Below are 23,394 nucleotides of genomic sequence, written 5' to 3'. Positions count from 1 at the left end.
CTCGTAGTGCGCCTCTCGACGCTAGGCCGGTGCGGTGCCGTCGGATCCGATCCATCCCGATCACCGGAATCCAGCTCCGGGTCAGCTGGTGTGGGCTGCGGCCGCACCGGCGCGACGGCCGAAGAAGGTGCCGTCGCCGAGCGACGTGCCGCTGATGTAGCCCTCGCCGTGCAGGTTGCTCGCGGCACGGCCCGCGGCGAACAGTCCGGGGACCGGAGTGCCGTCTTGATCGAGCACGGCGCCGTCGAGCGAGGTGTGCAGACCACCGAGGGTGAACACGGACGCGCCGGTCCCGCGACGATCACCGGACTCCGACGGTGGCCGTACCCCCGCCCGCACGTCGATCGCGGCAAGCGGTGGTGTGAGAGGCCGCACCCACCGGGGCGCTTTCCCGAATTCGGGATCCGCGCCGGCCGCGGCGAAGGTGTTGTATCGACGGACGGTGTCGGCCAGCGCGGCCGCCGGTACGCCCATCAGGTCGGCGAGTCGCTCGGCGGTCTCCGCGACATGGGTCGGCCGCACACCCCACCGCTGTTGTTCGGGTACTTCCTCGTAAGCCTGTTCGTCGAGCACGACCCACGTCGCCATGCCCTGCCGGAACAATGCCGCCTGGCCGATCCGGCCGGGATAGGTGTCTTCGTTGATGAACCGCTGCCCGTGCCCGTTCACCACCATGCCGCGCGCGGCGAGGCCGGGAATGAGCGAGATGCCGACCTGCCCGGAGGACATGTGCCGCACGGCCGCGCCGATCGCCTGCGCCATCCGGATCCCGCTGCCGTCGTCGGTGCCCGCGCTGACCTTGGTGTGTCCCAGCAGTTTCGGCGCGTGCGCGGCGAGCATGATGTCGTTGTCGACGAATCCGCCGGTGGTCAGTACGACGCCACGGCGGGCCCGGATGGTCAGCTCCGTACCGTAGCGCCGAGCCACCACTCCAGCGACAGCGCCGTCGCCCGCGACGATCAGGCAGGTCGCGCGGGTGTCGAAAAGCGCTGTCGCACCGGCGGATCGGGCGGCTCCGGCAAGACGGTCCATGAGCAGCTTGCCGCCGAAGTCGGCGGTGGCCGGGCGATGGCCGCGGGGCGCGGGTGTGGCGAGCTCGCAGAACGGCCTGCTGTTCTCCCCGAGCCACATGAGACCGTCGTCGGTGGGCGGCACCCAGGCCGGCGCATTCCACAGCGTGGGTTCGAACGGCACGCCACGGTCGGCGAGCCAATGGAAATGCGCCACGCTGTCCTCGCTGTAGCGAGCGATCTTGTCCGTGTCGGCGCCCGGGCCGAGCGCGGCGGACAGGAACGCGGCCATGGCCGCGGGATCGTCGTCGAATCCGCAGGCCCGCTGGATCGGTGTGCCGCCGCCGAGGTAGATCTCCCCGCCCGACAGGGCCGACGCGCCACCGGGACCGCTCATCCGGTCCAGCACCAGCACCCGGGCGCCGGCGGTCGCCGCCTCGAACGCCGCGGCGGCCCCGGCACAACCGTAACCGGCCACCAGCACATCGGTCTCGATGTCATAGGTGCGCACTTCGGCGGCATCCCGGGGCGCGACCGCGTTCCGACCACTCATGTGGTCGACCTTTCCGCTTCGCTCGCCGTAGCCGCTCGCCCATCTTGCTGAGCGACCCCCCGGTCCCGTTCATCGGGACTGCGGACCGTCGCGGCGGCACCGGATGGCGATGGTGTGTGAACGGCGTCACGTCTGCGTGGGACGCCAGCGAGGAGGAGGAATTCATGCGGGTCCTGGTCACCGGAGTCTCCGCTCCGACCGGTCGCGCGGTGGCGCGCACGCTGCTGGCCGCCGGCCACGATGTGGTCGGGCTGGACCGTGCGCGGCACCGGTACGTCGACCCTCGGGTCCGGGTGATCACCGGAGACCCGGCTGGGCCTGCGATCTGCGCACGGGCCGTCGCCGGCTGCGCGACGGTGGTGCATCTCGGCGGTTCGCTCGCCGCGATCGCGAGTGCGGCCGGAGGAGCCGGAGCGCGGCTCGTGATCCCGGTCGTCGCGGGTGCGGATCCGATCGCCGTGGATGCCGTGCGGTCCAGTGGAGCGCAAGCCCTCATCGTGCGCACCGCGCCGGTCGGGGGCAGGCGGGTCGACCGCGAGAACTGGCGCATTCTGTCGCCGCTGCTGCATTCTCGCCGTACGGGCGGCTTTCAGCTGCTGCATCACGACGACCTCGAACGTTTCCTGGTGGTGGCTGCGGGATCGGCGCGCACCGGCGTCGTCGACCTGGCGGCGTCCGGCGTGGTTTCGGGCGACGACGCGCGCAGCATCCGCGAGGCCGCGGGCACCCGGATCTTCTCGTGGGCGTCCCGTACCCGGTCGGCGCCACCGGAGCTGAATGCCGACGCGGCTCGCGATGATTGGGGATTCCGCTGCGGCTGGAGCGCGTCGGAAGTGGCTGCCGACATCGTTCGCGGGCTGGCCGGACGCAAGTACAGCGGTGGCGACTTCATCACTCAGCCAGGCGCTATTCCTCTGCCCCGGTATGTGATACCCGCCCGCGCAACCACGTCGGACGGCCACGCCCTGGTGTCGGTGGCACCGAAGGGCCTCGAAGGCGAGTTCGACGATCGGGTCGACCCGGCCTACCCGGTGCACACCGCGACGAATACCTCCGAGGCACTGCCCGGACCACTCACACCGTTGACCGTCGATCTACAGGCGGGTGCGATCCGGCTGGCCAACGCCGCGATGGGCAGGATGATCGCGCTGGACGGAATAGCGCTCGAGCATTGGACCAGCCGGGTCACCACCGTGCTCGGCCACCACATCTACATCAACGCCTCCATCGGTGTGCTGGCCGCGGAGAACATGCCGGGGTGGGACGAGCAGAGCATCCGACGGGACGTCTACGGCAACATTCCGGCCGAGATCTCGCTGACCCCGCACGGCAAGCCACCCACTCCGACCGGCCTCGCCAGTACCCGCGCCACCTGGCGAGCGGCGGGCCGGGTGCTGCACACCGCGCTGCGGTATCGCGAGACCACCGACGGCATCAACGCCGCCGCCCACCGGGAAACCCTCAGCGCCGCGGCCATACGCGAGCTCACCGACGAGCAGCTGCACGCGCGAGCATTGCTGTGGCGGGACCGGCTGAACCAATCCTGGGCGGCGGCGTCCATCGGCGTGATGATGACCGGCGCGGCCACCGCCATCCACTCCCGCGGCAAGCAATCAGCGGTCGTACCCATCGATCCGGAGCGGTTGGAGTCGGCCAGGACCATGCTCGCCGTGGAACGGCTCGCCGGACTGTGCCGAACCGGTACCGCACTGCACGACGCGGCACACAAGGGCGACGTCACGGCGGCGCGGGCGGCCTCACCGGCCTTCTCCGCCGCGCTGGACGAGGAGCTGGAACGGATCGGACATCGCGGGCCGGGCGAGTGCGAGCTGATCAACCCCACCTTCGGCGACCGGCCCGAGTTGCTGGTGGTCGCCGCCGCCCGAGCCGCGGAGATGCCCGCGCCCGAACGGGAGCCGGTCGATGCGGCCGCCAGTCGCACCGCGCGCATGGCAGCCGGCGCGACGATGGCGCGCGAACGCGTCCGCGACGCCGTCGTCCGCTATACCCACTGCCTGCGCCTCGCCGTGCGCGAGCGAGCGGAACGGCTGATCCGGGCCGGTCGGCTACAGCGAGCCGAGGACGCGTGCTTCCTCACCCTCGACGAGATCCTGTGGGCGCCTGCCGACTCGACCGAGCGCGTCGCGCGACGGCGAGCGGAACTGACCCGGTTGCAGAGTGTGCGGATGCCGGACGTGATCGCGGGTGATTGGCAACCGCTACCGGACGCGAACGCTTTGGCCCCCGGAGAAAGCCTGACCGGGATCGGGGTGTGTCCCGGCGTCGTGGAGGGCACGGTCAGACGCGTGCTGTCCCTCGATGACGACATCGAGCCGGGCGACATCCTCGTGGCGTCGGTCACCGACACCGGGCACACCGCGATGTTCGCCTACGCCGCCGCGGTGGTCACCGACATCGGCGGCTCGGCTTCGCACGCCGCCATCGTGGCCCGGGAATTCGGCATCCCCTGTGTCGTCGACACCAAGTCCGCCAGCACCAGTCTCGCCGATGGGCAGCGGGTGCGCGTCGACGGGTCGGCGGGCACGGTCACCCTGCTCATCGACGCCTGAGCTGTGGCCGGGGTGAGGCACCCCGGCTCACCTGCCGGCTCGGCGCCGCCGGGCCGCGACCCAATGGAAGGAATGATCCAGTGACGATTTCGCGTGCTGTACGCGGTGCGGTGACCGGTGTCGCCGTGGCGTTGATCGCCGTGTTCCCGTCCACCGGTACCGCATTCGCGGGCCCGGGACTCGTACACACCGTGCACGACCGGTCCATGCAGCTGTCGACGGCGCCGAACGCCCGGGACATCGGCGACTATCCCACCCAGGGCAATGGCAAACTGCGCACGGGCGTCGTCTTCCGTACCGACGCCTTGGACAAGCTCACCGCCGCCGACCAGCAGAAGCTGGTGGCGTCGGGCATCACCGCGGTGATCGATTTCCGCAGTCCGGCCGAGTCGGGGGCGAACCCGGACAAGCTTCCGGTGTCGATTCCCGCGCTCGCGCGTCCGGTGTACGACCCGGGCAACGACTTCTACGTGATGGTGGGCAGAGCCGTGCAGGGCGGTCCGGCGGTGCAGCAGCAGATGTTCGGTGACGGCAAAGCCGTCGGCATCATGCGCGACTACTATCGCTGGCTCGTCACCGACGCCACGGCTCGCGCACAGTTCGCGACAGCCATCCGGGATATCGCGAACGCGAACGGACCGGTGCTGTTCCACTGCACCGCGGGCAAAGACCGCACCGGCTGGATGACCGCGATCCTGATGACCGCGCTCGGCGTTCCGAAGGGCCAGGTGTACAAGGATTATCTGGAATCGAACGACCACCTGGCCGCGGGCAACAAGGCGCTGATGGACGGACTGGTGGCCAAGGGGCTGGTCACCGATCCCGCGCTGTTCGAGCCGATCCTCGGCGTGCGCGCCGACTTCCTCGACGCCGCGTTCGATCAGGCGGGAACGTCGTTCGGGTCGTTCGACCGGTTCGTCTCCGAGGGGCTCGGCGTCGACGGTGCGACACTCGAGGCGCTGAAGTCCGAACTGCTGTCGCGGTAGTCGCGAACGAGAGCGGGTCGGTGGATCATGATCCACCGACCCGCTCACTGGTGTCAGCCCACCGGATGTGCGGCCGTCCGATCGCGCTTGCCCGTCGACGCTCGGCGCGGCGGCCTCGTGGTATCGCCCCCGCTCACCGCACCGTCCGGAGTCGAGCGGTTATGCCGGTGCGGTCAGCACTTCGCGCAGTCGTGCCAGCTCCGCGGTGGTCAGTCCGTTGGTCAGCAACCATTCGGCCGCGCCGCCGTGCCGGGCGGACAGATTCGCGAGAAAACGACGCATCACCTCGGCTTCCACACCGAGGATGCCGGTGCTGACCGGGGGCAGCCCGGCGTAGGACGCGAGCGCGTCGAGCCGGTCGCGGACTCGCTGCATGCGTTCACCGGTCAACGCGTAATCGGCGGCGATGGCCTCCGCGTGCACGCCGACGGCGTCCAGCAGCACCGCGGCGAGTACGCCGGTGCGGTCCTTGCCCGCGGCGCAATGGAACAGCACCGAATGGCGGCCGGCGTCGACGACGAGCCGCACGGCCGCCACGAGGGAGTCGACGCTGCCCGCCAGCAGCTTGTCGTAGAGGTCGACAAGATCGACCCGGCTGGCGTCGGGGACCAGATCCCTTGCCGCCAGCGAGGATCGCGGCGACTTGCGCACCGGCAGGCAGATCCGCCGGACGTCGGCGCCGGCGAGCAGTCCGTAGCCCTCCCGCCGCACTTCGTCGGGCAGCCGCAGATCGATCAGCGTGCGCAGACCGATCGGACCGAGCAGTTTCGCCAGATCGGATTCGGTGAGGTTCTGCGGGGTGCTGGAGCGGTAGACCACCCCGAAACGCGTTGTGCCACCGCCGCGCACGGGCAGTCCGCCCAGATCGCGGACGTTGTCGATCTGGGCGAACTCGACCCACCGGTTATCCGGCACAGTGGATTCTCCCGCGGTGTCAGTGGGCACGGCCGGCCGCCGCCTCGTCGGCGCGGCTCAGGCCGCACAGTCCGATCAGGTCCTCGTGCAGCTCGAACCACACGGTGTGGTAACTGTCCAGCACGGGCCTGGCGACCCAGGATTGATCACCGGCCGCGATTCGCTCGATCGCACGCGCGAACCGGATGGGGTAGCGAGCCAGCCGCGGCGCGACGTCACCGATCCGTTCCAACAGTGGTCGCACGGCGCGATGCAGTTCGGTCAGCCGGGCCAGTACCGCACCGTCGTAATCGGCGTCGGCGTGATCGTTGACGGTGGCCGGATCTCTCATCTGCCAGGCGGTCACGATCTCTTTGAGAACGTCGTTATAACCACAGAATTCGGCATAGACGGACGCGATCGCGGCCCGGTCGACCGCCTGTCGTTCCATTGCCAGCAGGCAGTCCAAGTGCTGTCTGCCTTCGGGTGTGAGGCGCACACCGATCGGCGTCGCGGCACACCAGCCCCTGGCCACCAACTCCGCGCATCGGGCGGCGACGACCTCGGCGGACGCACCGACGCCCGCGGCGAGCGCGTCGTGGGCGGCGCGGCCTTTGATGCCGATCAGGCGCAGCAGATCGAGGTCGGGAACCTCTGCCACCGCCGAAGGCGCCACGTCCACCGCTGCCGCGGCGTCGGTCCCACGCGCGTCCAGCCACGCCGACAACTCGTCGACGCCGGTGCCCGCCCAGCCTGCCAACCGGCCGACATCCGCGAGGGTGCTCGCGTCGACGGGTTTGCCTTCGACACGGCCCGGCCACACCGTGCCCGCGCCGCCGTCCACGGTCACCACTCGGCCGGCCAGCGCCGCGACGACACCGGGACCACAACCGACCACGCACGGTCGGCCGATCTCGCGGCTGACCAGCGCGGCGTGCGAGGTGACGCCGCCCAGCCCGGTGACGATCGCCCGGGCGGCGATCATGCCGTGCAGGTCGTCGGGGCTGGTGGTCGGGCGCACCAGGATGATGTCCTCACCGGCCTCCGCACGGCGCTCCGCCTCGTGCGGATCGCCGACGACCACGCCCGAGGCCAGTCCGGGACACGCGGATTCGCCGCGCGCCAGTGGCGTCCCGGTGTACTCCCCGGTCGCCGGACGCAGCACGGCCCGCACCTGGTCGGCCGTGACCCGGCGCAATGCCTCGTCCGTGCCGATCAGTCCTTCCTCGGCCATCGTGACCGCGGCCCGCACGGCCGCCCGTGCCGACCGCTTGGCGGGGCGCGCCTGCAACAGCCACAGGGTGCCGGACTCGACGGTGAATTCGATGTCCTGGATATCGCGGCCGTCGCGTTCCAACAACTCGGCCGCCGCGACGAGCCGGCTGTGCACCTGCGGCAACAGGGTGGCCAGTTCGTCGAGCGGTCGTGGGGTGGTCCGACCCGATACCACGTCCTCGCCTTGGCCGCCGACCAGCCATTCGCCGAACATCGCGCGTTCTCCCGTGTTCGGGTTGCGGCTGAACAGCACGCCGGTGCCGGAGTACTCGTCGAGGTTGCCGAAGACCATGGCCTGCACGGTCACCGCGGTGCCCAAGGTCGCGGGCACACCGCGATTGCGCCGATAGGTCTGCGCCCGGGGCGAATCCCAGGACCGGAAGACGGCGCTGATGGCCGCCCGCAACTGCTCCCACGGATCCTCCGGCACCGCACCGGCGGGAGCACCCAGCACGGTTTCGCGGTACTGCGTACGAAAGCGCTCCCTGGTATCCGCCGCATAGTCCGGGTTACCGGTCTCGGCCGCCAACGCTTGCGCGACGGGCTCGTTCATGCCGAGGTTCAGCACCGTGTCCATCATTCCCGGCATGCTCACCGCGGCGCCCGAACGCACCGACACCAACAGCGGACGGGCGCCTGCTCCGAAGGTTCGTCCGGTGCCGTGTTCCAGCGCGGCGATGCCCGCACGGATCGCATGCCAGGTGCCCTCGCCGATCACCCCGCGCGCCGAGAAGTCGGCCCACCCGTCGATGGTGATCACGAACGCGGGCGGCACGGGAAGACCGAGTGCGCGCATGCGGTTGACGCTCCATGCTTTGCCGCCGATGCGTTCCCTGGACAGCGAACAGGCGCCGTCGAGTTCGATGACCGGCGCCGCGCTCGCTGCCTCGTCGTTTCGCTCCACTAGCTCTGCTCCGGTGGTCATGTCACTCCTTAGCAATCACTGAACGGTCCGCGCCTGCGCGCGATTCGGATCTCGTCCGCCGGACCGTGTCCTGCCGGGCGCGAACCGCGGCGCGCACACTTGTCGCCCGATTCGAGCCTGCCGGGCTCGCGGCCGCCTGCCGTAGCCGTGGTCCCGCTGAGCAGGATGGACACCCGCGCCTGGCACCCGGGTGCGGCGATCCGCGTGAGGGGCCGAGCGGGCCGCAGGGAGGGAGGATTCCCGGTCAGCGGGATATTCGAGGCTGATCGCCACCGCTCGCCCAGCTGGTGCGCCACCATCGCCGCATGGATCGACGGCGCGAAGCGACCGGTGAGCTCGCGACGATCCCGGCGGTGTTGGCCGATCGGGCGCGGCGCGACGGCGCGCGCATCGCGATGGTGACCGCGCGGGGACAGCTCACCTACGCCGGACTCGCCGCGGCGGCCCGGCGAGTCACGCAGGCGATGATGTCGCGATCGGGAGTGCGGCCCGGCGAACGGGTAGCGATCTGGGCGCCCAACGGCGCGCGATGGGTGATCGCCGCGCTCGGCGTGCTCGGTGCGGGGGCGGCGCTGGTCCCGCTCAGCACTCGGCTACGCGGTGACGAGGCCGCCGACCTCCTCGCCCGCAGCCGGTGCCGCATGCTGTTCACCGTGGGTAAGTTCCTCGGCACCGACTACCCGGCGATGCTGCGGGATTCCGGGCGCGCTCTGCCCGAGCTGCGGACCACCGTCCTCCTCGATCAGGCATCCGAGGACAGGCGCGATCACCTCTCGTGGCCGCGGTTTCTCGCGCTCGGCGCCGAGATACCCCCGGCGGAGGCCGAGGCGCGGAGTGCGTCCGTGGACCCGGAATCCATGTCCGACATTCTGTTCACTTCCGGCACCACGGGTGCGCCGAAGGGTGTGCCCGCCACCCACCGGCAGACGATCGTGGCGTTCACCCGGTGGGCCGATGCCGTCACTCTCTGCGGCGACGACAGATATCTGCTGGTGAACCCGTTCTCCCACACCTTCGGCTACAAGGCGGGGGTCATCGCGTGCCTGCTGCGGGGCGCCACCATGGTGCCGGTGGGCCGCTTCGATCCGGAGCGGATCTGTGGCGTCATCGAACGCGAGCGGATCACCGTGCTCACTGGTCCCCCTACGCTCTTCCACGATTTGCTCTCCGACGGCCGATCCATCACCCACGATCTGAGGTCACTGCGGCTGGCGGGTACGGGTGCTTCGAGCGTGCCGACCGGGCTGGTGGAACGCATCCGCCGTGATCTGGGCGTCGAAAAGGTCTTCACCGGCTACGGGCTGACCGAGTCGACCGGCATCGCGACGGTCTGCTCCCCCGATGCGCCGCCGAACCTGGTCGCGACAACGGTGGGAAGGGCCCTGCCGGGCGTGCGGGTGCGCGTCGTGGATGGATCCGGTCGGCCCGTGCCGGCCGGTGCGCCCGGCGAAGTCGTCGTTCGCGGTGCCAACGTCAAGCACGGCTATCTCGATGATCCGCAGGCCACCATCGCGGCCGTGGATTCCGGCGGCTGGCTGCGCACCGGCGACATCGGCACCATGGACGCCGACGGCTACCTGCGCATCACCGACCGCCTCGCCGACATGTTCATCGTCGGTGGCTTCAACGCCTATCCCGCCGAGATCGAGCGGATCCTCCTCACACACCCGGCGATCCGTGAAGCGGCGGTGGTCGGCGTTCCCGATCCCCGGCTCGGCGAGGTGGGCTGCGCCTTCGTCGTCCGCACCGGTCCCGCGACCATCGCGGCGGCGGAGATCACCGGGTGGGCCCGCACGCACATGGCCGGTTACAAGGTCCCGCGACGCATCGAGTTCGTGAAGTCCCTGCCCCGCAACGCCGGCGGAAAGGTTCTCAAACAGGTCCTTCGTGACCGCGCGGCGAGGCCACCGCGCTGAACCGCTCAGCGCAGTGGCCTCGGATCCCGGCCATGAACGCGACCGACCGCGCCGACACGGCGAGGCCGTTGTTCTAGGCGACTTCGTTCTTCATCTGAGCCGTGAGGATCTTCTGGTATCCGGCACCGAACAGCCTTGGCAGCCAGTCGATCACGCGCGCGTCCGTGCCGATCAAGATCTTCGCCTTGTTCTTGCGGATGCCGTCGACCATGACCCGCGCGGCGTGCTCGGGGGTGGTCTTGGCCAGGCGGTCGAAGTTGGCGGCCAAGGCGTCGCGATCACGATCGCCGCCCGCCCGCGCCTTCCAGGCGATCTCGGTCTTGATCATGCCGGGGTGCACGCTGCTGACGCCCACCGCGTGCCCGGCGATGTTCATCTCCTGCCGCAGCGCGTCGGTGAAAGCCCGGATCGCGAATTTGGTTGCGCTGTAGGCGCCCTGGCTGGGGCACGCGGCCAGGCCGAACATGCTCGACACGTTGGCGATGTGCCCGTCACCGGAGGCGATGACGTGGGGCAGGAACGCCTTGGTGCCGTGCGCGACGCCCCAGAAGTTGATGCCCACGATCCATTCGAAGTCCGCCCAGCTGAGTTCTTCCACGTTCGCGGTCAGCGAGACTCCGGCGTTGTTGACGACCAGGTTGACCCGGCCGAAGTCCTCGGCCACCTCGTCGGCGTGGCGGTAGACCGCGTCCCGGTCGGTCACGTCGAGTTCGTAGGCGCGGGCTTGCGCGCCCTCCGCCGCGCACAGCGCCGCGGTCTCGGCGACGTTGTCCGCGTGACGGCCCGACAGCGCCAGACGGGCGCCGCGGCGGGCGAGCTCGACCGCCAATGCCCGGCCGATTCCGGCGCCCGCGCCGGTGATCACCGCGGTCCTGCCCTCGAAATTCTTCACGGGTTGATTCCTTGTCTCGATCGGCGGTCGGCCCGCCGGCTTGCCCTGCCGGGCGTTGTCACAGGGAGGTGTAGCCGCCGTCGGCCACGAATTCCGAGCCGGTGCTGAAGCTGGACTCGTCGCTGATCAGGAACAGCACCAGATTCGCCAGCTCTTCCGGGCGGCCGGGCCTGCGGATCGGCTGGTTGCCCGACATACCCTGCGAACGCGCCGAATCGGCGGTCATCTCCGTGGCGACGACGCCGGGATGCACCGAGTTGACGCGAATGTCGTAGGCAGCGAACTCCTGCGCGGCGGTCTTGGTCATGCCGCGCACCGCCCACTTGGAGGCGGTGTAGCCGAGGATGCCGGAGAAGGCGATGATGCCGCCGATCGAGGAGATATTGACGATGGAGCCGCCTCCGGCCCGGCGCATGGACCCCAGCACCGCCTTCATGCCGAGGAACACCCCGACCTGGTTGACGTCGATCACCTTGCGGAAGTCGGCTTCCGACAGCTTCTCGATCGGATCGACGTGCACGATGCCCGCGTTGTTGACCAGGCCCGAGACCGGCCCGAAGGCCTTCTCCGTATAGGCGACCACGTCGTTCCACGCCGCCTCGTCGGTGACGTCGAGCGGGAGGAAGGTCGCGGCGTCGCCGCCCAGCTCGGAAGCCAGCGCGACACCTTCGTCCACCAGGACGTCGGTGATCACCACCGTGGCGCCTTCGGCAACCAGCCGCCGCGCGAAGGCCGCGCCCATCCCCCGGGCGCCGCCGGTCACGATGACGTTCCTGCCCTCGACCCGTCCCATCAGACCTCTCCTTCAATGGATGTATCCGTCGACCGCGCGGTGCCGCCGGGCCGGCCGCCCGCGATGTGGTCGGCCGCGATGTAGCCGAAGACCATGGCGGGACCGATGGTCGCGCCCGCACCCGCGTAGTCGTTGCCCATCACCGAGGCCGAGTTGTTCCCCGCCGCGTACAGACGCGCGATCGGGCGATCGTCGGCGTCCAGGACGCGAGCGTGCTCGTCGGTGACCAAACCGCCCTTGGTGCCCAGGTCGCCCGGCACCATCTCGACCGCGTAGAAGGGACCCTGCTCGATCGGGGCGAGACAGGGATTGGGCCGCACGGTCGGGTCGCCGTAGTAGCGGTCGTAGGCGGAATCGCCACGCCGGAAGTCCTCGTCGCGACCTGCACGGGCGAAGCGGTTGAACCGCTGCACCGTCGCGGCCAGCGTCCCTGCGGGCACACCGATCTTCGTCGCGAGCTCGGCGAGGGTCCCGGCCTGGGAGATGATCCCCGCATCCAGGTACTTCCGGGGAAGAGGACGTTTGGGGAAGTTCCCCAGGAACAGATACCGGTCCCGGAAGCGCTGATCCATGATGAAATACGCCGGAATGTGCCCGCCGCCGTCCGCTTCCCGCTCGTACATCTTGTGCACCACGTTCACATACGGGGCCGATTCGTTGACGAATCGTTCACCGGCGTGGTTGACCATGATGCCGCCGGGCTGTGAACGCTCGGCCAGACAGAAGAACGGCGGACCGTCGGGGTTGCGCACGGACGGGCCCCACCAGGCGTCGTCCATGAGATCGACCGCACCACCTACCTTCTGGCCCGCGACGATGCCCTCCCCGACATTCTCGGTGGCGCCGACAGTCCAGTCGGTGGACTGGGGACCGCTGATGTACTGCTTGCGCATCTCCAGGTTGTGCTCGAAGCCGCCGGCCGCCAGCACCACGCCGCGGCGCGCCTTGATCACCACCGGCCTCCCGTCGTGCTCGGCGCGCACGCCGACCACCGCGTCACCCTCCGTGAGGAGTTCGGTCAGCGGCGTGTTCAGCCACACCGGCACCCCGGCGTCGCGCAGCGACAGCCACAGCCGGGCCGCGAGCGCCTTGCCGAGACTCAGCGGCAGCCGCCCCAGCAGCTTGTTGCGCACCGCCTGCGCACCAACCTTCATCGCGGTGCGCTTTCCTGCCCAGGTGCGGGCGATCATGTTCAGGTCGTGGAAGTCGCTGACGGTGAAAGCGATTCCTTTCGGGCCGGACATGGTCGGCTGGTTGATCTTGTGCAGATCGCCGCCGAGCAGCCGTCCGTCCAGCGGCGCGGGCTCGATGCTGCGTCCCTGGGCCGATCCACCGGGAAACTCCGGGTGATAATCGGAATAGCCACGGTCGTAGACGAATTCCCAATGCTTGCTCCGAGCGCCCAGGTAGCGCATCATCTCGGGCCCGCGATCGAGGAACGCCCGCTGCTTGGCCTCCGGAACCCGGTCGCCGACCACCGCTTTGAGATAGGTGCGGGCCAGCTCCGGACTGTCGGGCACGCCTTCGCGCCGCAGGACCGGGTTGTCGGGAATCCAGATACCGCCGCCCGAACGCGCGGTGGAACCGCCGAAGGATCGGCTCTTCTCGATCAGCGTCACCGACAGGCCGCGGTAGGCGGCGGTCAGGGCGGCGGTCATGCCCGCTGCGCCGGAACCGACGACCACCACGTCGAATTCGAATTCCTGAGTCATCGCGTCGCTTCCGTCAGTATCCGCAACCGGTGAGCATGCCGCCGTCGACGACGAATTCGCCTCCGGTGCAGTAGCTGGCCGCGTCCGAGGCCAGGAACACCGCCACACGGGAGACCTCGGCGGGCTGCCCCCAGCGCGGAATCGGCAAGCTCGCGAAGAAGTCGTCGCCGTCGACGCCCGATGCTCCGGACACCCCCGCGGTCATCGGCGTGGCGATGCCACCCGGGTGCAGCGAGTTGACCCGAATGCCCAAGTGGCCCAGCTCCCGGGCGGCCGACTTGGTGATGCCGCGGATCGCGAACTTGCTGGCGCTGTATGCCGAGAGACCGGCGGCGCCGACGAATCCTTCCACGGAGGAGACGTTCACGATTGCTCCACCTCCGGTCTCGGCCAGCACCGGCGCGGCGGTCTTGATGCCGAGCCAGGTGCCGGTGACATTGACCGCCATGATCGTGGTGAAGTCCGCCAGGCCCATCTCCACGATCGGGACGAAACGCAGGATGCCCGCGTTGTTCACCACCGCGTCGAGCCGCCTGTAATGGGTGACCGCTTCGGACACCGCGGCGGCCCAATCGGCCTCGCTGGTCACGTCGTGGTGCACGTATCGCGCGGCGGAGTCCAGCTCGGCGGCCAGCGCCGTTCCCTCGTGATCGAGCACGTCACCGAACACCACTCGCGCGCCCTCGGCGACGAACTGCCGCACGTGCTCGGCGCCCATACCGCGCGCCCCGCCGGTGACCAGCGCCACCTTGCCGTCGAGTTGTCCCACCGATTCCCGTCCTCTCTGACCGTCATTCGCCACCGACGCTAGGACCGGGGAAAGCGCCCGGCACCGAACGGTCCCGGCCAGCGGGACTAGCTCCTGACCTGAGAGGTTCCGGCGGTCATATTTCGATTAGGCATACAGCTTCCGGCCGTCCCCCGCCGGGACGAGCCACCCCGACGAAACCGGATTTCGCCCGGATCGGGCGATCGACAAGGAGACCGGATGAAGTTCTCGATGATCTTCGAAGCCCAGATGGCCGACCCGTCGCGCGAGCACGAGCACCAAGTGCTGCGCGACTGTGTCGAGCAGGCGGTGCTCGCCGACCGGATGGGGTTCGACACCGTCTGGGCGGTCGAACACCACGGCCTGAAGTGGTACGCGCACATGAGCGCACCGGAGGTCTTCCTGACCTGGGTGGCCGCCAAGACCGAGCGGATCAGGATCGGCCACGGCGTGGTGTGCATGCCGTTCCACTTCAACCACCCGGTGCGGGCGGCCGAACGCGCCGCGATGCTCGACGTGTTGTCCGGTGGCCGCCTCGACCTCGGCGCGGGTCGCGGCGCGACGCCGGTCGAGACGTCGATGTGCGGTGTCGACCCCGAGCGCACCTACCAGGAGGTCGAGGAGTCGCTGCGGATGATCGGCAAGGCGTGGCAGGACCCGGAAGCAGAATTCGAGTACCACGGCGAGCTCTTGCAGGTTTCACCGCACTCACTACTGCCGCGGCCGGAGCAGTTGCCGCATCCGCCGCTGTTCATGGCCTGCACCAAGAAGGACACCCTGAAGATGGCCGCCGACTACGGAATCGGCGCGCTCGTCCTCGGTTTCGCGGGCGTGGAGGAGATCGCGGATCTGCGGCGCACCTACGACGAGGCGATCGCCGTCCGCACCGGTGAGCGGTTCGTGTCCACCGTCGTGAACGATCACTTCGCGGCGCTGTGCCCGACCATCGTCCTCGACGACCGGGAGAGGGCCCAGCAGATCGGCGCGCGCGGGCAGCGCTTCTTCGCGCAGTCCATCAAGCACTACTACGGTGCGGGACCCGCCCCCGACGAGGCGGTCGATCCGAACGCGGACGAGGTCGCCGCCATCAAGCAGGCCGCCGACGACCATGTGGCCTACCTGCACGAGGCCAAGATCCCGGTGCGGACCGGCGCCACCTCGGTCTTCAATGTCGAACACGCCTACGGTAGCCCCGAGGACGCGATCGCCTATGTCGAGCGCCTGCAGGACGCGGGCGCCGACGAGATCCTCTGCCTCATCCAGATGGGCACCGTGCCGCAAGAGGCCTGCCTGGAGACCATCCGGCACTGGGGCGAGAAGGTCATCCCCCACTTCCGCAACCACTGATTCCCGCGCCGAAGACATCGAGGAGTTCGACATGGTCGATTTGAGCGGAAAAGTCGCTTTGATCACCGGGGCCGCCCGGGGACAGGGTGCTGCCGAAGCCCGGTTGTTCGTGGAACGCGGCGCCCGAGTGGTGATCACCGACGTATTGGAGGCCGAGGGCACGGAACTGTCCGAATCCCTCGGCGGTGCGGCGCGTTTCGTCCGGCACGACGTCAGCAGCGGTGACGACTGGAATGCCGCTGTGAACGCGGCGATTTCGGCTTACGGCAAGCTGGACGTCCTGGTGAACAATGCCGCCGTCTACACCGCCGGGCCGCTCACGGAGACCTCGCCCGAGGAACTCGAGCGGATCCTGCGCGTCAACCTGGTCGGCCCGTTCCGCGGCATCCACGCGACGGTCGGTCCGATGACGCGAGCAGGGGGTGGCTCGATCGTCAACATCTCCTCGCAGGCGGGCCTCGAGGGGCTGATGGGCCACTCCGCCTATGGTTCCTCGAAATGGGGACTGCGCGGCCTGACCAAGACCGCGGCGCTCGAGCTGGGCCCGGCCGGTATCCGGGTCAATTCGGTGCATCCGGGCCCGATCGCGACTCCGATGGTCCCGTATCTGACCACCGGGCCGGGCAGCTTTCCGGCGTTACCGCTGCAACGCACCGGCACGCCGGAGGAAGTCGCCGAATTGGTCGCGTTCCTGGCCTCGGACGCTTCGGCCTACATCACCGGCGCCGAAGTGACGATCGATGGCGGGCTGGCAGCGGGCAAGTTCCTGCCGCCGGATGCGCAGCGATAGCCGAAGGAGCGAAGCACGATGCCGCTGACACCCGAGGCGCGGGCGATCGTCGATGCCGCGAGCGCCGCGTTTCCCGAACTGGGCACCGCGGTGCTCGACGCCGCCGAGGCGCGCAGGCTGCTCGCCGCTCGTCCAGCGCCCGTCCTCGAGCCGATCCCCGTCGCGCAGGTACGGCAGCGGCGGATTCCCGGCCCGCCGGGCGCACCCGAGGTCGGGGTCCGGATCTATCGGCCCGCAGCCGCGGCGGGGCGGGCGCCGATCGTGATCTTCTGTCACGGCGGTGGATTCGTGCTCTGCGGCCTCGACAGCCATGACCGGTTCTGCCGGGCCATTGCCGTCGGAGCGGGGGCGATCGTGGTGTCGGTGGACTATCGGCAGGCGCCCGAACACCGGTTTCCCGCCGCGGCCGAGGACGCCTACGCCGCGCTGTGCTGGGTCGCCGACCATGCCGAGTCGTTGGGTGGCGATCCCGCCCGCCTCGTCGTGGCCGGGGACAGCGCGGGCGGCAATCTCGCGGCCGTCATGGCGCTGATGACACGGGACCGGGGCGGTCCTCCGATCGCCCGCCAACTACTGCTCTACCCCATGCTCGACCCGGCGTGCGCCACCGACTCCTACCGCGAGAACGCCGGAGGCTACTTCACCACCGCCGCGCACCTGCGCTGGTACTGGAGCCAGTACCTGGGCTCGCACGACGGCGCCGACCCGTACGTCAACCCCCTCAGCGCCGAGGTGTCCGGACTTCCTCCGGCACACATCGTCACCGCCGAGTTCGATCCGTTACGCGACGAGGGCGAAGACTACGGGCGGCGGCTCGGGCAAGCCGGTGTCGCGGCCGAAGTCCACCGTTACGACGGCATGTTCCATGGCTTCATGAGCATGGCCGTCCACCTGCCCGAGGCGGTGCGGGCGAACACCGCCACATACGCGGCCATTCGCAGCGCACGCGCGGCGGGACATTGCTGAACCAACCTGCGCCTTCGACTGTTACGGAGCCCCCATGACGATCCAGCGGCTCAGCCCCGCCTACCCCACCGACGACCTACCCGCCACCGTGGCACTGCTGAGCGCCGTCTTCGGCGCCGAGCCCACCGTCGTAGACGGCGACCGCTGGGCCCAGTTCGACTGCGATGGCGTCCGTGTCATGCTCGCGGGCACCGACCGCGACGACGACACCCCGTTCCTCGCGATCAAGGTAGACGACCTGGAATCCGCGTTGAACCGGGTGCGCGCCAACGGGTTCGCGGCGGGGCAGCCGGTCACCGGACCACACGAACGCCGCGCGGTCATACAGCCGACGCCCGGCTCTCCCTGGCACATCGCCCTGTACGAGCCCGTGGCATCAGGACATTGACCCGTCGAGCACACCCCTATTCGGTGCGGATCACCGCAGTCGGTTCCGGTTCGGAACGCTCCGGCACGGCTGGGGGTCGCCCGCGCTTCGCTCGTGGCGCAGGCTTGCGATCCGGCGTCGCCGGATCGAGGGAGACAGCGCGGAACGATTCGTCGGGCGGTCGCCGCAACGCGCGGTCATAGGCACGGGCCGAGGCAGGCCAGGGGTTGGTGACCCGCCCGCTGCTGTGCTTGTACCAGCTCTGCTCGACGGTGGGCCACACCGTCGTCGCGACGGCTCGTTCGATCCACTGCTGGTGCGCCCGCATCGCGGCGGCCCGGGCTTCGATAGCGGAAGCGCCGATCCGGTCCCGCCAGCGCAGGCACCGGATGATGTAGTCGATCTGGAGTTCCTTCATACCCGGGTTACTGCCTGCCGGGTTGAAGCTGTTCGGCCCCGCGATCAGGAAGGCATTCGGGAAGCCGGGAACCGCCACACCCAGCAGGGCTGTCGCGCCCGAGTTCCATTGGTCGTGCAGGAGCACTCCCCCACGTCCGCGCACGCTGATCGGGACCAGGAATTGCGGGGCGCGGAAGCCGGTTGCGTAGATGATCACGTCGGCCTGATGATGCGCGCCGTCGGCGGTGAGTAGTCCGTCGCGGGTGATCCGGGTGATGGGGGCGGTGATCAGGTCGACGTTCTCGCGTGTCAACGCCGTGTAATAGTGGCTGTCGAAGATTATGCGCTTGCCGCCGATGGGATAGCCGGGGGTGAGTTTCGCGCGCAGCCGCGGGTCGCTGATCCGGCTGTGCAGGTACCGCCGGGCAGCCCATTCGGCGGGCCGCGACGACCAGCCCCGGCGCATGATCGGTGTGAGCACGACGTCGGCACAGTAGTACAGGGCCCGGCGGTAGAGGCCGTGGGCGCCCGGCAGCCGCAGCGCCGCTCGGGCGACCGGTCCGAAGCCGGAACTCGGTTTGGGCAGCACCCAGTGCGGCGTGCGCTGGAAGACGCGGACGTGACGCGCCGTCGCGGCCAGGGTCGGCAGCATCTGCGCCGCGCTCGAGCCGGTGCCGATCACGGCCACGTTCTTCCCACGCAAGTCCTGGTCGTGGTCCCATCGCGCGGAATGGAAGGACGGTCCGGCGAAATCGGCTCGACCGGGGAAATCCGGCACATTCGGCCGGTGCAACTGGCCCACGGCAAAGATCACCACATCGGCGAGCACGCGCTGCCCGCAGGAAGTGGTCAGTTCCCAGCGGCCCTCGGCTTCCAGATAGGTCGCCTCCTCGATCGCGACACCCAGCTTCAGATGCGGGCCCAACCCGTGGTCGGCGGCAACCTGGCGCAGGTAGTCGAGAATCTCCCGTTGGCGCGGAAACCGGACGCGACAACTGCGATACGGGGCGAACGAGAACGAGTACAAGTGGGACGGCACATCGCAGGAGCACCCCGGATAGGTGTTGTCCCGCCAGACACCGCCGACGTCGCCACCCCGCTCGAAAATCACGAAATCGGTGATCCCGGCGCGTCGTAGCGCGACTCCCATCCCGATGCCACCGAAGCCCGCGCCGACGACGGCCACCTTGCAGTTCATCGCGTTCGCCAACCCTCCTCCTTCACGATCAGCAGATAGTCAACGTGCAGCTACCTCATCTCTTCGTTGGCTGGAGCAGTCTGGATGGCAAGATCATGAAGTCGCCTTCTTCGACGCCAAGTGCGCCAGAAGCACGGAGCCGCATCGGGAAGCATGTGACATGATCAGCGGGACGATGCGCGACGAACCGTTCATCACCGTCCGGGCGATTCCGGGCACGGGGAAGCGGCAGGAGAGGCACGCATAGCTCAGCACACTTCTAGCTAATTTCAGGTCCGAAATGTTCGGTTCCCTCCGCGGATTGTCAGCATCGAGGCAGCTACCGGCCGAGCCCAGGGGGCACATTGCCACCGAGCGCCTACAGGTTGCGCGTGGGTACGATTCGTCGGGGCGCTGTTCGGCGGCACACCCGGGGTCGCCATATGGACAACTACTCGTTCCGGCCGACATCCGCACGCGTCGAAGCACTTCGGGGACAGGAGAAGCTGGACAGGGTGAGCCGCAAAGACTTCAGATGGCTCACGGGGTGATCGCTTCCGGCCCCCACGATGACCATTCGCAGAGCGGCCCGAAGCAAAGCGGTTGCAGCGGCAGCGGGTTGCCGGTCGCTCTTACGCCGTCGTACGGGCGGTCAGGTCGTCGAGCAGGATCATCACTTCGCCTTCCCGCTTCACTACCTGGGTGAGCCGGATCGTCAAAGCTATGAGGTCGGCGTCGTCCATCGGGTCGGCGAGTTCCCGTGTGAGAGGTCGCCACTCTGCGTTCGCGGCGATGTCCCCCAAGTCCAGCTCTCGCTCGTCCCGGCTTGCGCCGCGCACCCGCGCGGACACCCGGATCGAGGCGTGCGGCGAGCGCACCCACAGACTCAAGGCTTCCAACCGTCCGGCGATCGAGAAGGACTGCCCCGGCCGAACGTCGAGCTCGACCTCGAGATCGTCGGTCGCCGACCGGATCAACAGCACGAGCGCGCGGTAGTCGGCGCCCGCGACGCCATCGGCGTACACCCCGGGCCTCTTGCCCGGCGCGCCCTCGGCGAACGTCGTCAGATGCGTCCGGTCCGCCCCCGCTGCCGCGACCTCCCACTTGTCCTTGTTCTCGAAGTCGTCCAGGAGGACCTCGACCGAAGCGTCCGACATCCCGCCGTCCCTTCCTCCGCGCCTTCGCCGGACATTCTTCCGGCGCTGCCCGAACCCTACAAGTCGCCGAAAGCTGTTGACGCGCCGGAACCGAGCATTCGCGCGCATCAGCACGACGGCGCGGGGGTCTCGCGCGCTCGGATGTCAGCCGGGCAGGACGTTGGGTCCGGCCACCACGGGCACCAGGTAGGTGCGAGCGAAATCGCCGAGTTGCCGGTCGGTTCGCAGTTCGGTGAGCCCGTGCGGGGCGAGGATCAGCGAGTGGACGATCCGGCACACGATTTCCGCACGGGTGGTCAAATCCGTAGCGGGCGGGAGTATTCCCCGCTCGACGGCGCGCTGGAGCGCGGTGTCGGTGGTATGGACTGACATCGCGAAGGGTCCCGCGCCGTCGACGGTGAGTTTCAAGACCACACGCGCGGGCTCCAGGGCCAGCATGCGGTCGACGAGCGGATTCGTGCGCCAGCGGGTGATGACGGTGACGAAGATGTCGGCGACGAGATCGCCGAGATCGTCGTGGCGGTCGGGGATCTGGGCGATTTCGGCGAGTACCGCGGCGACCTCGCGACTGATCACGGCTTGCACCAGGTCGTCGCGGCCCCCGACGTGGCGATAGACGGTCACCCGGTCGACGCCCGCCTTCCTGGCCACTTCCTCGATCGTCGTTTTCTTGACACCGACCTGCTCGAACAGGACCAAGGCCGCGTCCAGAATCCGGGTGACGAGGTCACTGGCAGCGTTTTCGCTGTTCGCAGGGCTCTTCGACGCGGTGGGCATAGGCCAACGCTAGCAAAGCCGATCCTTTCTGCAACATTCGAGCCTAGTTGTTGCTGCAACATTGCAATATGATTTGTAGTTATGTACGGTCGGGTCATGGCTGAGCAGGCGGGCGCGACCCAGCGCCGGTATCGCGACGAAGCGCATGCGATCACCGCGCGCGACGTCCATTTCGATTTCGATTCCGTGCCCATGCACTATGTGCCGGGTGAAGCCCTGGCCACCCACATCGTCAATGTGATGCACCTGGTGCTACCCGAAGGGGAACGCGCCATGGCACAGGCGCTGGCCGAAGCTCTCCCGCACATCGACGACGAGCGATTGCGGGAGGAGGTGACGGGGTTCATCGGGCAGGAAACCATGCACGCCAACAGTCACGAAGCCGCGCGCAGGCATCTGCGAGCGATCGGTTTGGACGTCGACTCCTACGTCGCCAAAGTCGCCTGGCTGGTCGATCGCATCCTCGGAGACCACGGCTTGACCGGACGCGCGCGCGACGAGTGGCTCAAGGAACGACTGGGGCTGTTCGCGGGAATGGAGCACTACACCGCGGTACTCGGGGATTGGCTGCTCAACGCCGACATCCTCGAGGAGAAGGGCATGCATCCGGCGATGCTGGACCTGGTCCGGTGGCACGGCGCCGAAGAGGTGGAGCACCGCAGCGTCGTCTACGACGCCTTCATGCACTTGGACGGCAGCTATGCGCGAAAGGCTCGCACGGCGATCCTGGCGAGCGCGACGTTGCTGCCGCTGTTCATCGTCTCGACCGCCTATCTGTACCGGAAGGATCCGTCGCCGCGGAAAGGCCGGTTCTGGGGTCTACAGTTCTGGAGCGCCACCCGGCGGGGAGTCATCCCGAAATGGACGGTGTTCTTCACCGAGATGCCGCGGTATCTGCGGCCGGGATTCCATCCGTCCCAGCTGGGCCCGATGGACAAAGCGCTACGCTACCTGGCGCATTCGCCTGCTGCGCGGGCGGCGCGGTGATGAGCGGACCACCGGCCGTGTCCGACCGCGCGGCGCCGACGGGATTACGTCTGCTCGGCGATGTCATGGACATTTATCGCAAGGTGTTCGTCACCGGCCGCGCCGCCGCGCTCCTGTCGCGCCCGAACGCGATGCGCCGCACCGGATTCGATCTGGACACCACGATCACCGGCATCGCCCGCGAAGCGGCCGACGTGGTGAGCCTGACCCTGCGCGCGGCCGATGGCGGGCCGCTGCCCGCGTGGCGACCGGGGGCGCACGTGGATGTGTTCTTGCCGTCGGGCCGACAGCGCCAGTACTCCCTGTGCGGCGACCCGGCCGACCGCTTCCGCTATCGCATCGCCGTACGGCTGATTCCCGAGGGCGGCGGCGGATCGCGGGAGATACACCGATCGCTGCGGGTCGGCGATCCGCTGCGGATCCGTGGGCCGCGTAACGCGTTCACTTTCATCGACGCGCCGTCGTATCTGTTCCTGGCCGGTGGCATCGGCATCACCCCGATCCTCCCGATGGTCGAGGCGGCGGGTACGCGTGGACGCCTGGTGTACGTGGGCCGCTCCCGCGAGACCATGCCGTTTCTCGCCGACCTGCCGGATGCCGAAATCCGGCCGGACGACGAATTCGGTCCACCCGACGTCGCCGCCCTGCTGTCTCGCGCCGAACCCGGCGCCGCGGTGTACGTGTGTGGACCACCACCGATGCTCGAGGCGGCGCAGCGGTGCATGTTCGAACTCAACCCGACCGGATCGTTGCACACCGAACGGTTCTCCGCCCTCCCGGTCGTCGACGGCGCCGAGTTCGACCTCACGTTGATCCGCACCGGCGCCACCGTCCGGGTCGGGGCCGACGAATCGGCGCTCACCGCGATCCACCGCGCACTGCCGAACGCCCCCTACTCCTGTCGCCAGGGTTTCTGCGGCACCTGCAAGGTCACGGTGGTCGACGGGGCTGTCGACCACCGTGACCGCCTGCTCACCGCGCCCGAACGCGAGAACCAGATGCTGGTCTGCGTCTCTCGTGCCGCCGGCGACCACCTCGTGGTCGATCTCTGAGACCGCTGAACGAAAGGGACGCCTGTTGTCTATCCGTCGCCGATCGAGGGAGACGAGTCGTTGAAAGTCTCGACGAACAA

18 protein-coding genes and 1 pseudogene are annotated in these 23,394 nt (G+C 68.9%); 9 read left to right on the top strand and 10 right to left on the bottom strand.

Annotated elements, in window-relative coordinates:
• Nucleotides 1-81 precede the first annotated feature (81 nt).
• Nucleotides 82-1,563, bottom strand: coding sequence for an FAD-dependent oxidoreductase (locus K8O92_23100; protein UAK30761.1), 1,482 nt, complete (start codon nt 1,561-1,563; stop codon nt 82-84).
• A 164-nt stretch (nt 1,564-1,727) separates the two neighbouring features.
• On the opposite strand from K8O92_23100, the gene K8O92_23095 reads away from it, so the two are divergent.
• Together K8O92_23095 and K8O92_23090 are read left to right on the top strand one after the other, a co-directional pair.
• A complete protein-coding gene (locus K8O92_23095) occupies nt 1,728-4,133 on the top strand; it encodes an NAD-dependent epimerase/dehydratase family protein (protein ID UAK30760.1) in 2,406 nt (801 codons plus the stop codon).
• A 206-nt stretch (nt 4,134-4,339) separates the two neighbouring features.
• On the top strand, nt 4,340-5,119 hold the full coding sequence (locus K8O92_23090; GenBank protein UAK35891.1) for a tyrosine-protein phosphatase: 780 nt from the start codon (nt 4,340-4,342) through the stop codon (nt 5,117-5,119).
• Nucleotides 5,120-5,278: 159 nt separating this feature from the next.
• Here the strand turns inward: K8O92_23090 and K8O92_23085 are convergent, their stop codons facing one another.
• A complete protein-coding gene (locus K8O92_23085; protein UAK30759.1) occupies nt 5,279-6,064 on the bottom strand; it encodes a tyrosine-protein phosphatase in 786 nt (261 codons plus the stop codon).
• A 787-nt stretch (nt 6,065-6,851) separates the two neighbouring features.
• Nucleotides 6,852-8,213 (bottom strand): annotated as a pseudogene (locus K8O92_23080) (pyruvate, phosphate dikinase).
• A gap of 305 nt (nt 8,214-8,518) precedes the next feature.
• Here K8O92_23080 and K8O92_23075 point away from each other — a divergent pair.
• Complete coding sequence (locus K8O92_23075) at nt 8,519-10,129, top strand: FadD3 family acyl-CoA ligase (GenBank protein ID UAK30758.1); 1,611 nt, start codon at nt 8,519-8,521, stop codon at nt 10,127-10,129.
• Between the two features lie 73 nt (nt 10,130-10,202).
• On the opposite strand, the gene K8O92_23070 is transcribed toward K8O92_23075, so the two are convergent.
• Genes K8O92_23070 through K8O92_23055 form a run of 4 tightly spaced genes read right to left on the bottom strand, consistent with a single transcriptional unit; the run spans nt 10,203 to nt 14,295 of the window.
• Entirely contained in the window at nt 10,203-11,021 is an 819-nt protein-coding gene (locus tag K8O92_23070) for an SDR family NAD(P)-dependent oxidoreductase (GenBank protein UAK30757.1), read from the bottom strand.
• Nucleotides 11,022-11,079: 58 nt separating this feature from the next.
• On the bottom strand, nt 11,080-11,814 hold the full coding sequence (locus tag K8O92_23065) for a glucose 1-dehydrogenase (GenBank protein ID UAK30756.1): 735 nt from the start codon (nt 11,812-11,814) through the stop codon (nt 11,080-11,082).
• Nucleotides 11,814-13,526 (bottom strand): 3-oxosteroid 1-dehydrogenase, encoded by a 1,713-nt coding sequence (locus K8O92_23060; protein ID UAK30755.1) that lies wholly within the window; start codon nt 13,524-13,526, stop codon nt 11,814-11,816. The genes K8O92_23065 and K8O92_23060 overlap by 1 nt, the downstream gene beginning before the upstream one ends.
• A 13-nt stretch (nt 13,527-13,539) precedes the next feature.
• Complete coding sequence (locus K8O92_23055) at nt 13,540-14,295, bottom strand: glucose 1-dehydrogenase (GenBank protein ID UAK30754.1); 756 nt, start codon at nt 14,293-14,295, stop codon at nt 13,540-13,542.
• Nucleotides 14,296-14,514: 219 nt separating this feature from the next.
• Between K8O92_23055 and K8O92_23050 the strand changes: the two genes are divergently transcribed.
• From K8O92_23050 to K8O92_23035, 4 genes are read left to right on the top strand one after another with little or no spacing between them, the layout of a single operon-like run.
• Nucleotides 14,515-15,642 (top strand): LLM class flavin-dependent oxidoreductase, encoded by a 1,128-nt coding sequence (locus tag K8O92_23050; protein ID UAK30753.1) that lies wholly within the window; start codon nt 14,515-14,517, stop codon nt 15,640-15,642.
• 31 nt (nt 15,643-15,673) lie between these two features.
• Entirely contained in the window at nt 15,674-16,432 is a 759-nt protein-coding gene (locus K8O92_23045) for a glucose 1-dehydrogenase (GenBank protein UAK30752.1), read from the top strand.
• An 18-nt stretch (nt 16,433-16,450) separates the two neighbouring features.
• Nucleotides 16,451-17,398, top strand: a complete 948-nt coding sequence (locus tag K8O92_23040) for an alpha/beta hydrolase (protein UAK30751.1) — start codon at nt 16,451-16,453, stop codon at nt 17,396-17,398.
• Between the two features lie 34 nt (nt 17,399-17,432).
• Nucleotides 17,433-17,786 (top strand): hypothetical protein, encoded by a 354-nt coding sequence (locus K8O92_23035; GenBank protein ID UAK30750.1) that lies wholly within the window; start codon nt 17,433-17,435, stop codon nt 17,784-17,786.
• A gap of 16 nt (nt 17,787-17,802) precedes the next feature.
• Here the strand turns inward: K8O92_23035 and K8O92_23030 are convergent, their stop codons facing one another.
• The 3 genes from K8O92_23030 to K8O92_23020 all read right to left on the bottom strand — a co-directional run bounded on the left by K8O92_23030 (nt 17,803) and on the right by K8O92_23020 (nt 21,275).
• Entirely contained in the window at nt 17,803-19,362 is a 1,560-nt protein-coding gene (locus K8O92_23030) for an NAD(P)/FAD-dependent oxidoreductase (GenBank protein UAK35890.1), read from the bottom strand.
• Between the two features lie 611 nt (nt 19,363-19,973).
• Nucleotides 19,974-20,498, bottom strand: coding sequence for a hypothetical protein (locus K8O92_23025; protein UAK30749.1), 525 nt, complete (start codon nt 20,496-20,498; stop codon nt 19,974-19,976).
• A gap of 144 nt (nt 20,499-20,642) precedes the next feature.
• Nucleotides 20,643-21,275, bottom strand: a complete 633-nt coding sequence (locus K8O92_23020; protein UAK30748.1) for a TetR/AcrR family transcriptional regulator — start codon at nt 21,273-21,275, stop codon at nt 20,643-20,645.
• Nucleotides 21,276-21,371: 96 nt separating this feature from the next.
• On the opposite strand from K8O92_23020, the gene K8O92_23015 reads away from it, so the two are divergent.
• Complete coding sequence (locus K8O92_23015) at nt 21,372-22,262, top strand: metal-dependent hydrolase (protein UAK30747.1); 891 nt, start codon at nt 21,372-21,374, stop codon at nt 22,260-22,262.
• Nucleotides 22,262-23,314, top strand: coding sequence for a PDR/VanB family oxidoreductase (locus K8O92_23010; protein ID UAK30746.1), 1,053 nt, complete (start codon nt 22,262-22,264; stop codon nt 23,312-23,314). Before K8O92_23015 ends, K8O92_23010 begins: the two co-directional genes overlap by 1 nt.
• Nucleotides 23,315-23,394 lie beyond the last annotated feature (80 nt).

This window comes from Nocardia asteroides, assembly GCA_019930625.1.
Taxonomy (GTDB): Bacteria; Actinomycetota; Actinomycetes; order Mycobacteriales; family Mycobacteriaceae; genus Nocardia; species Nocardia sputi.
Note: the sequence above shows the minus strand (reverse complement) of the source record. Positions and strands in the feature narration are given on the sequence as shown.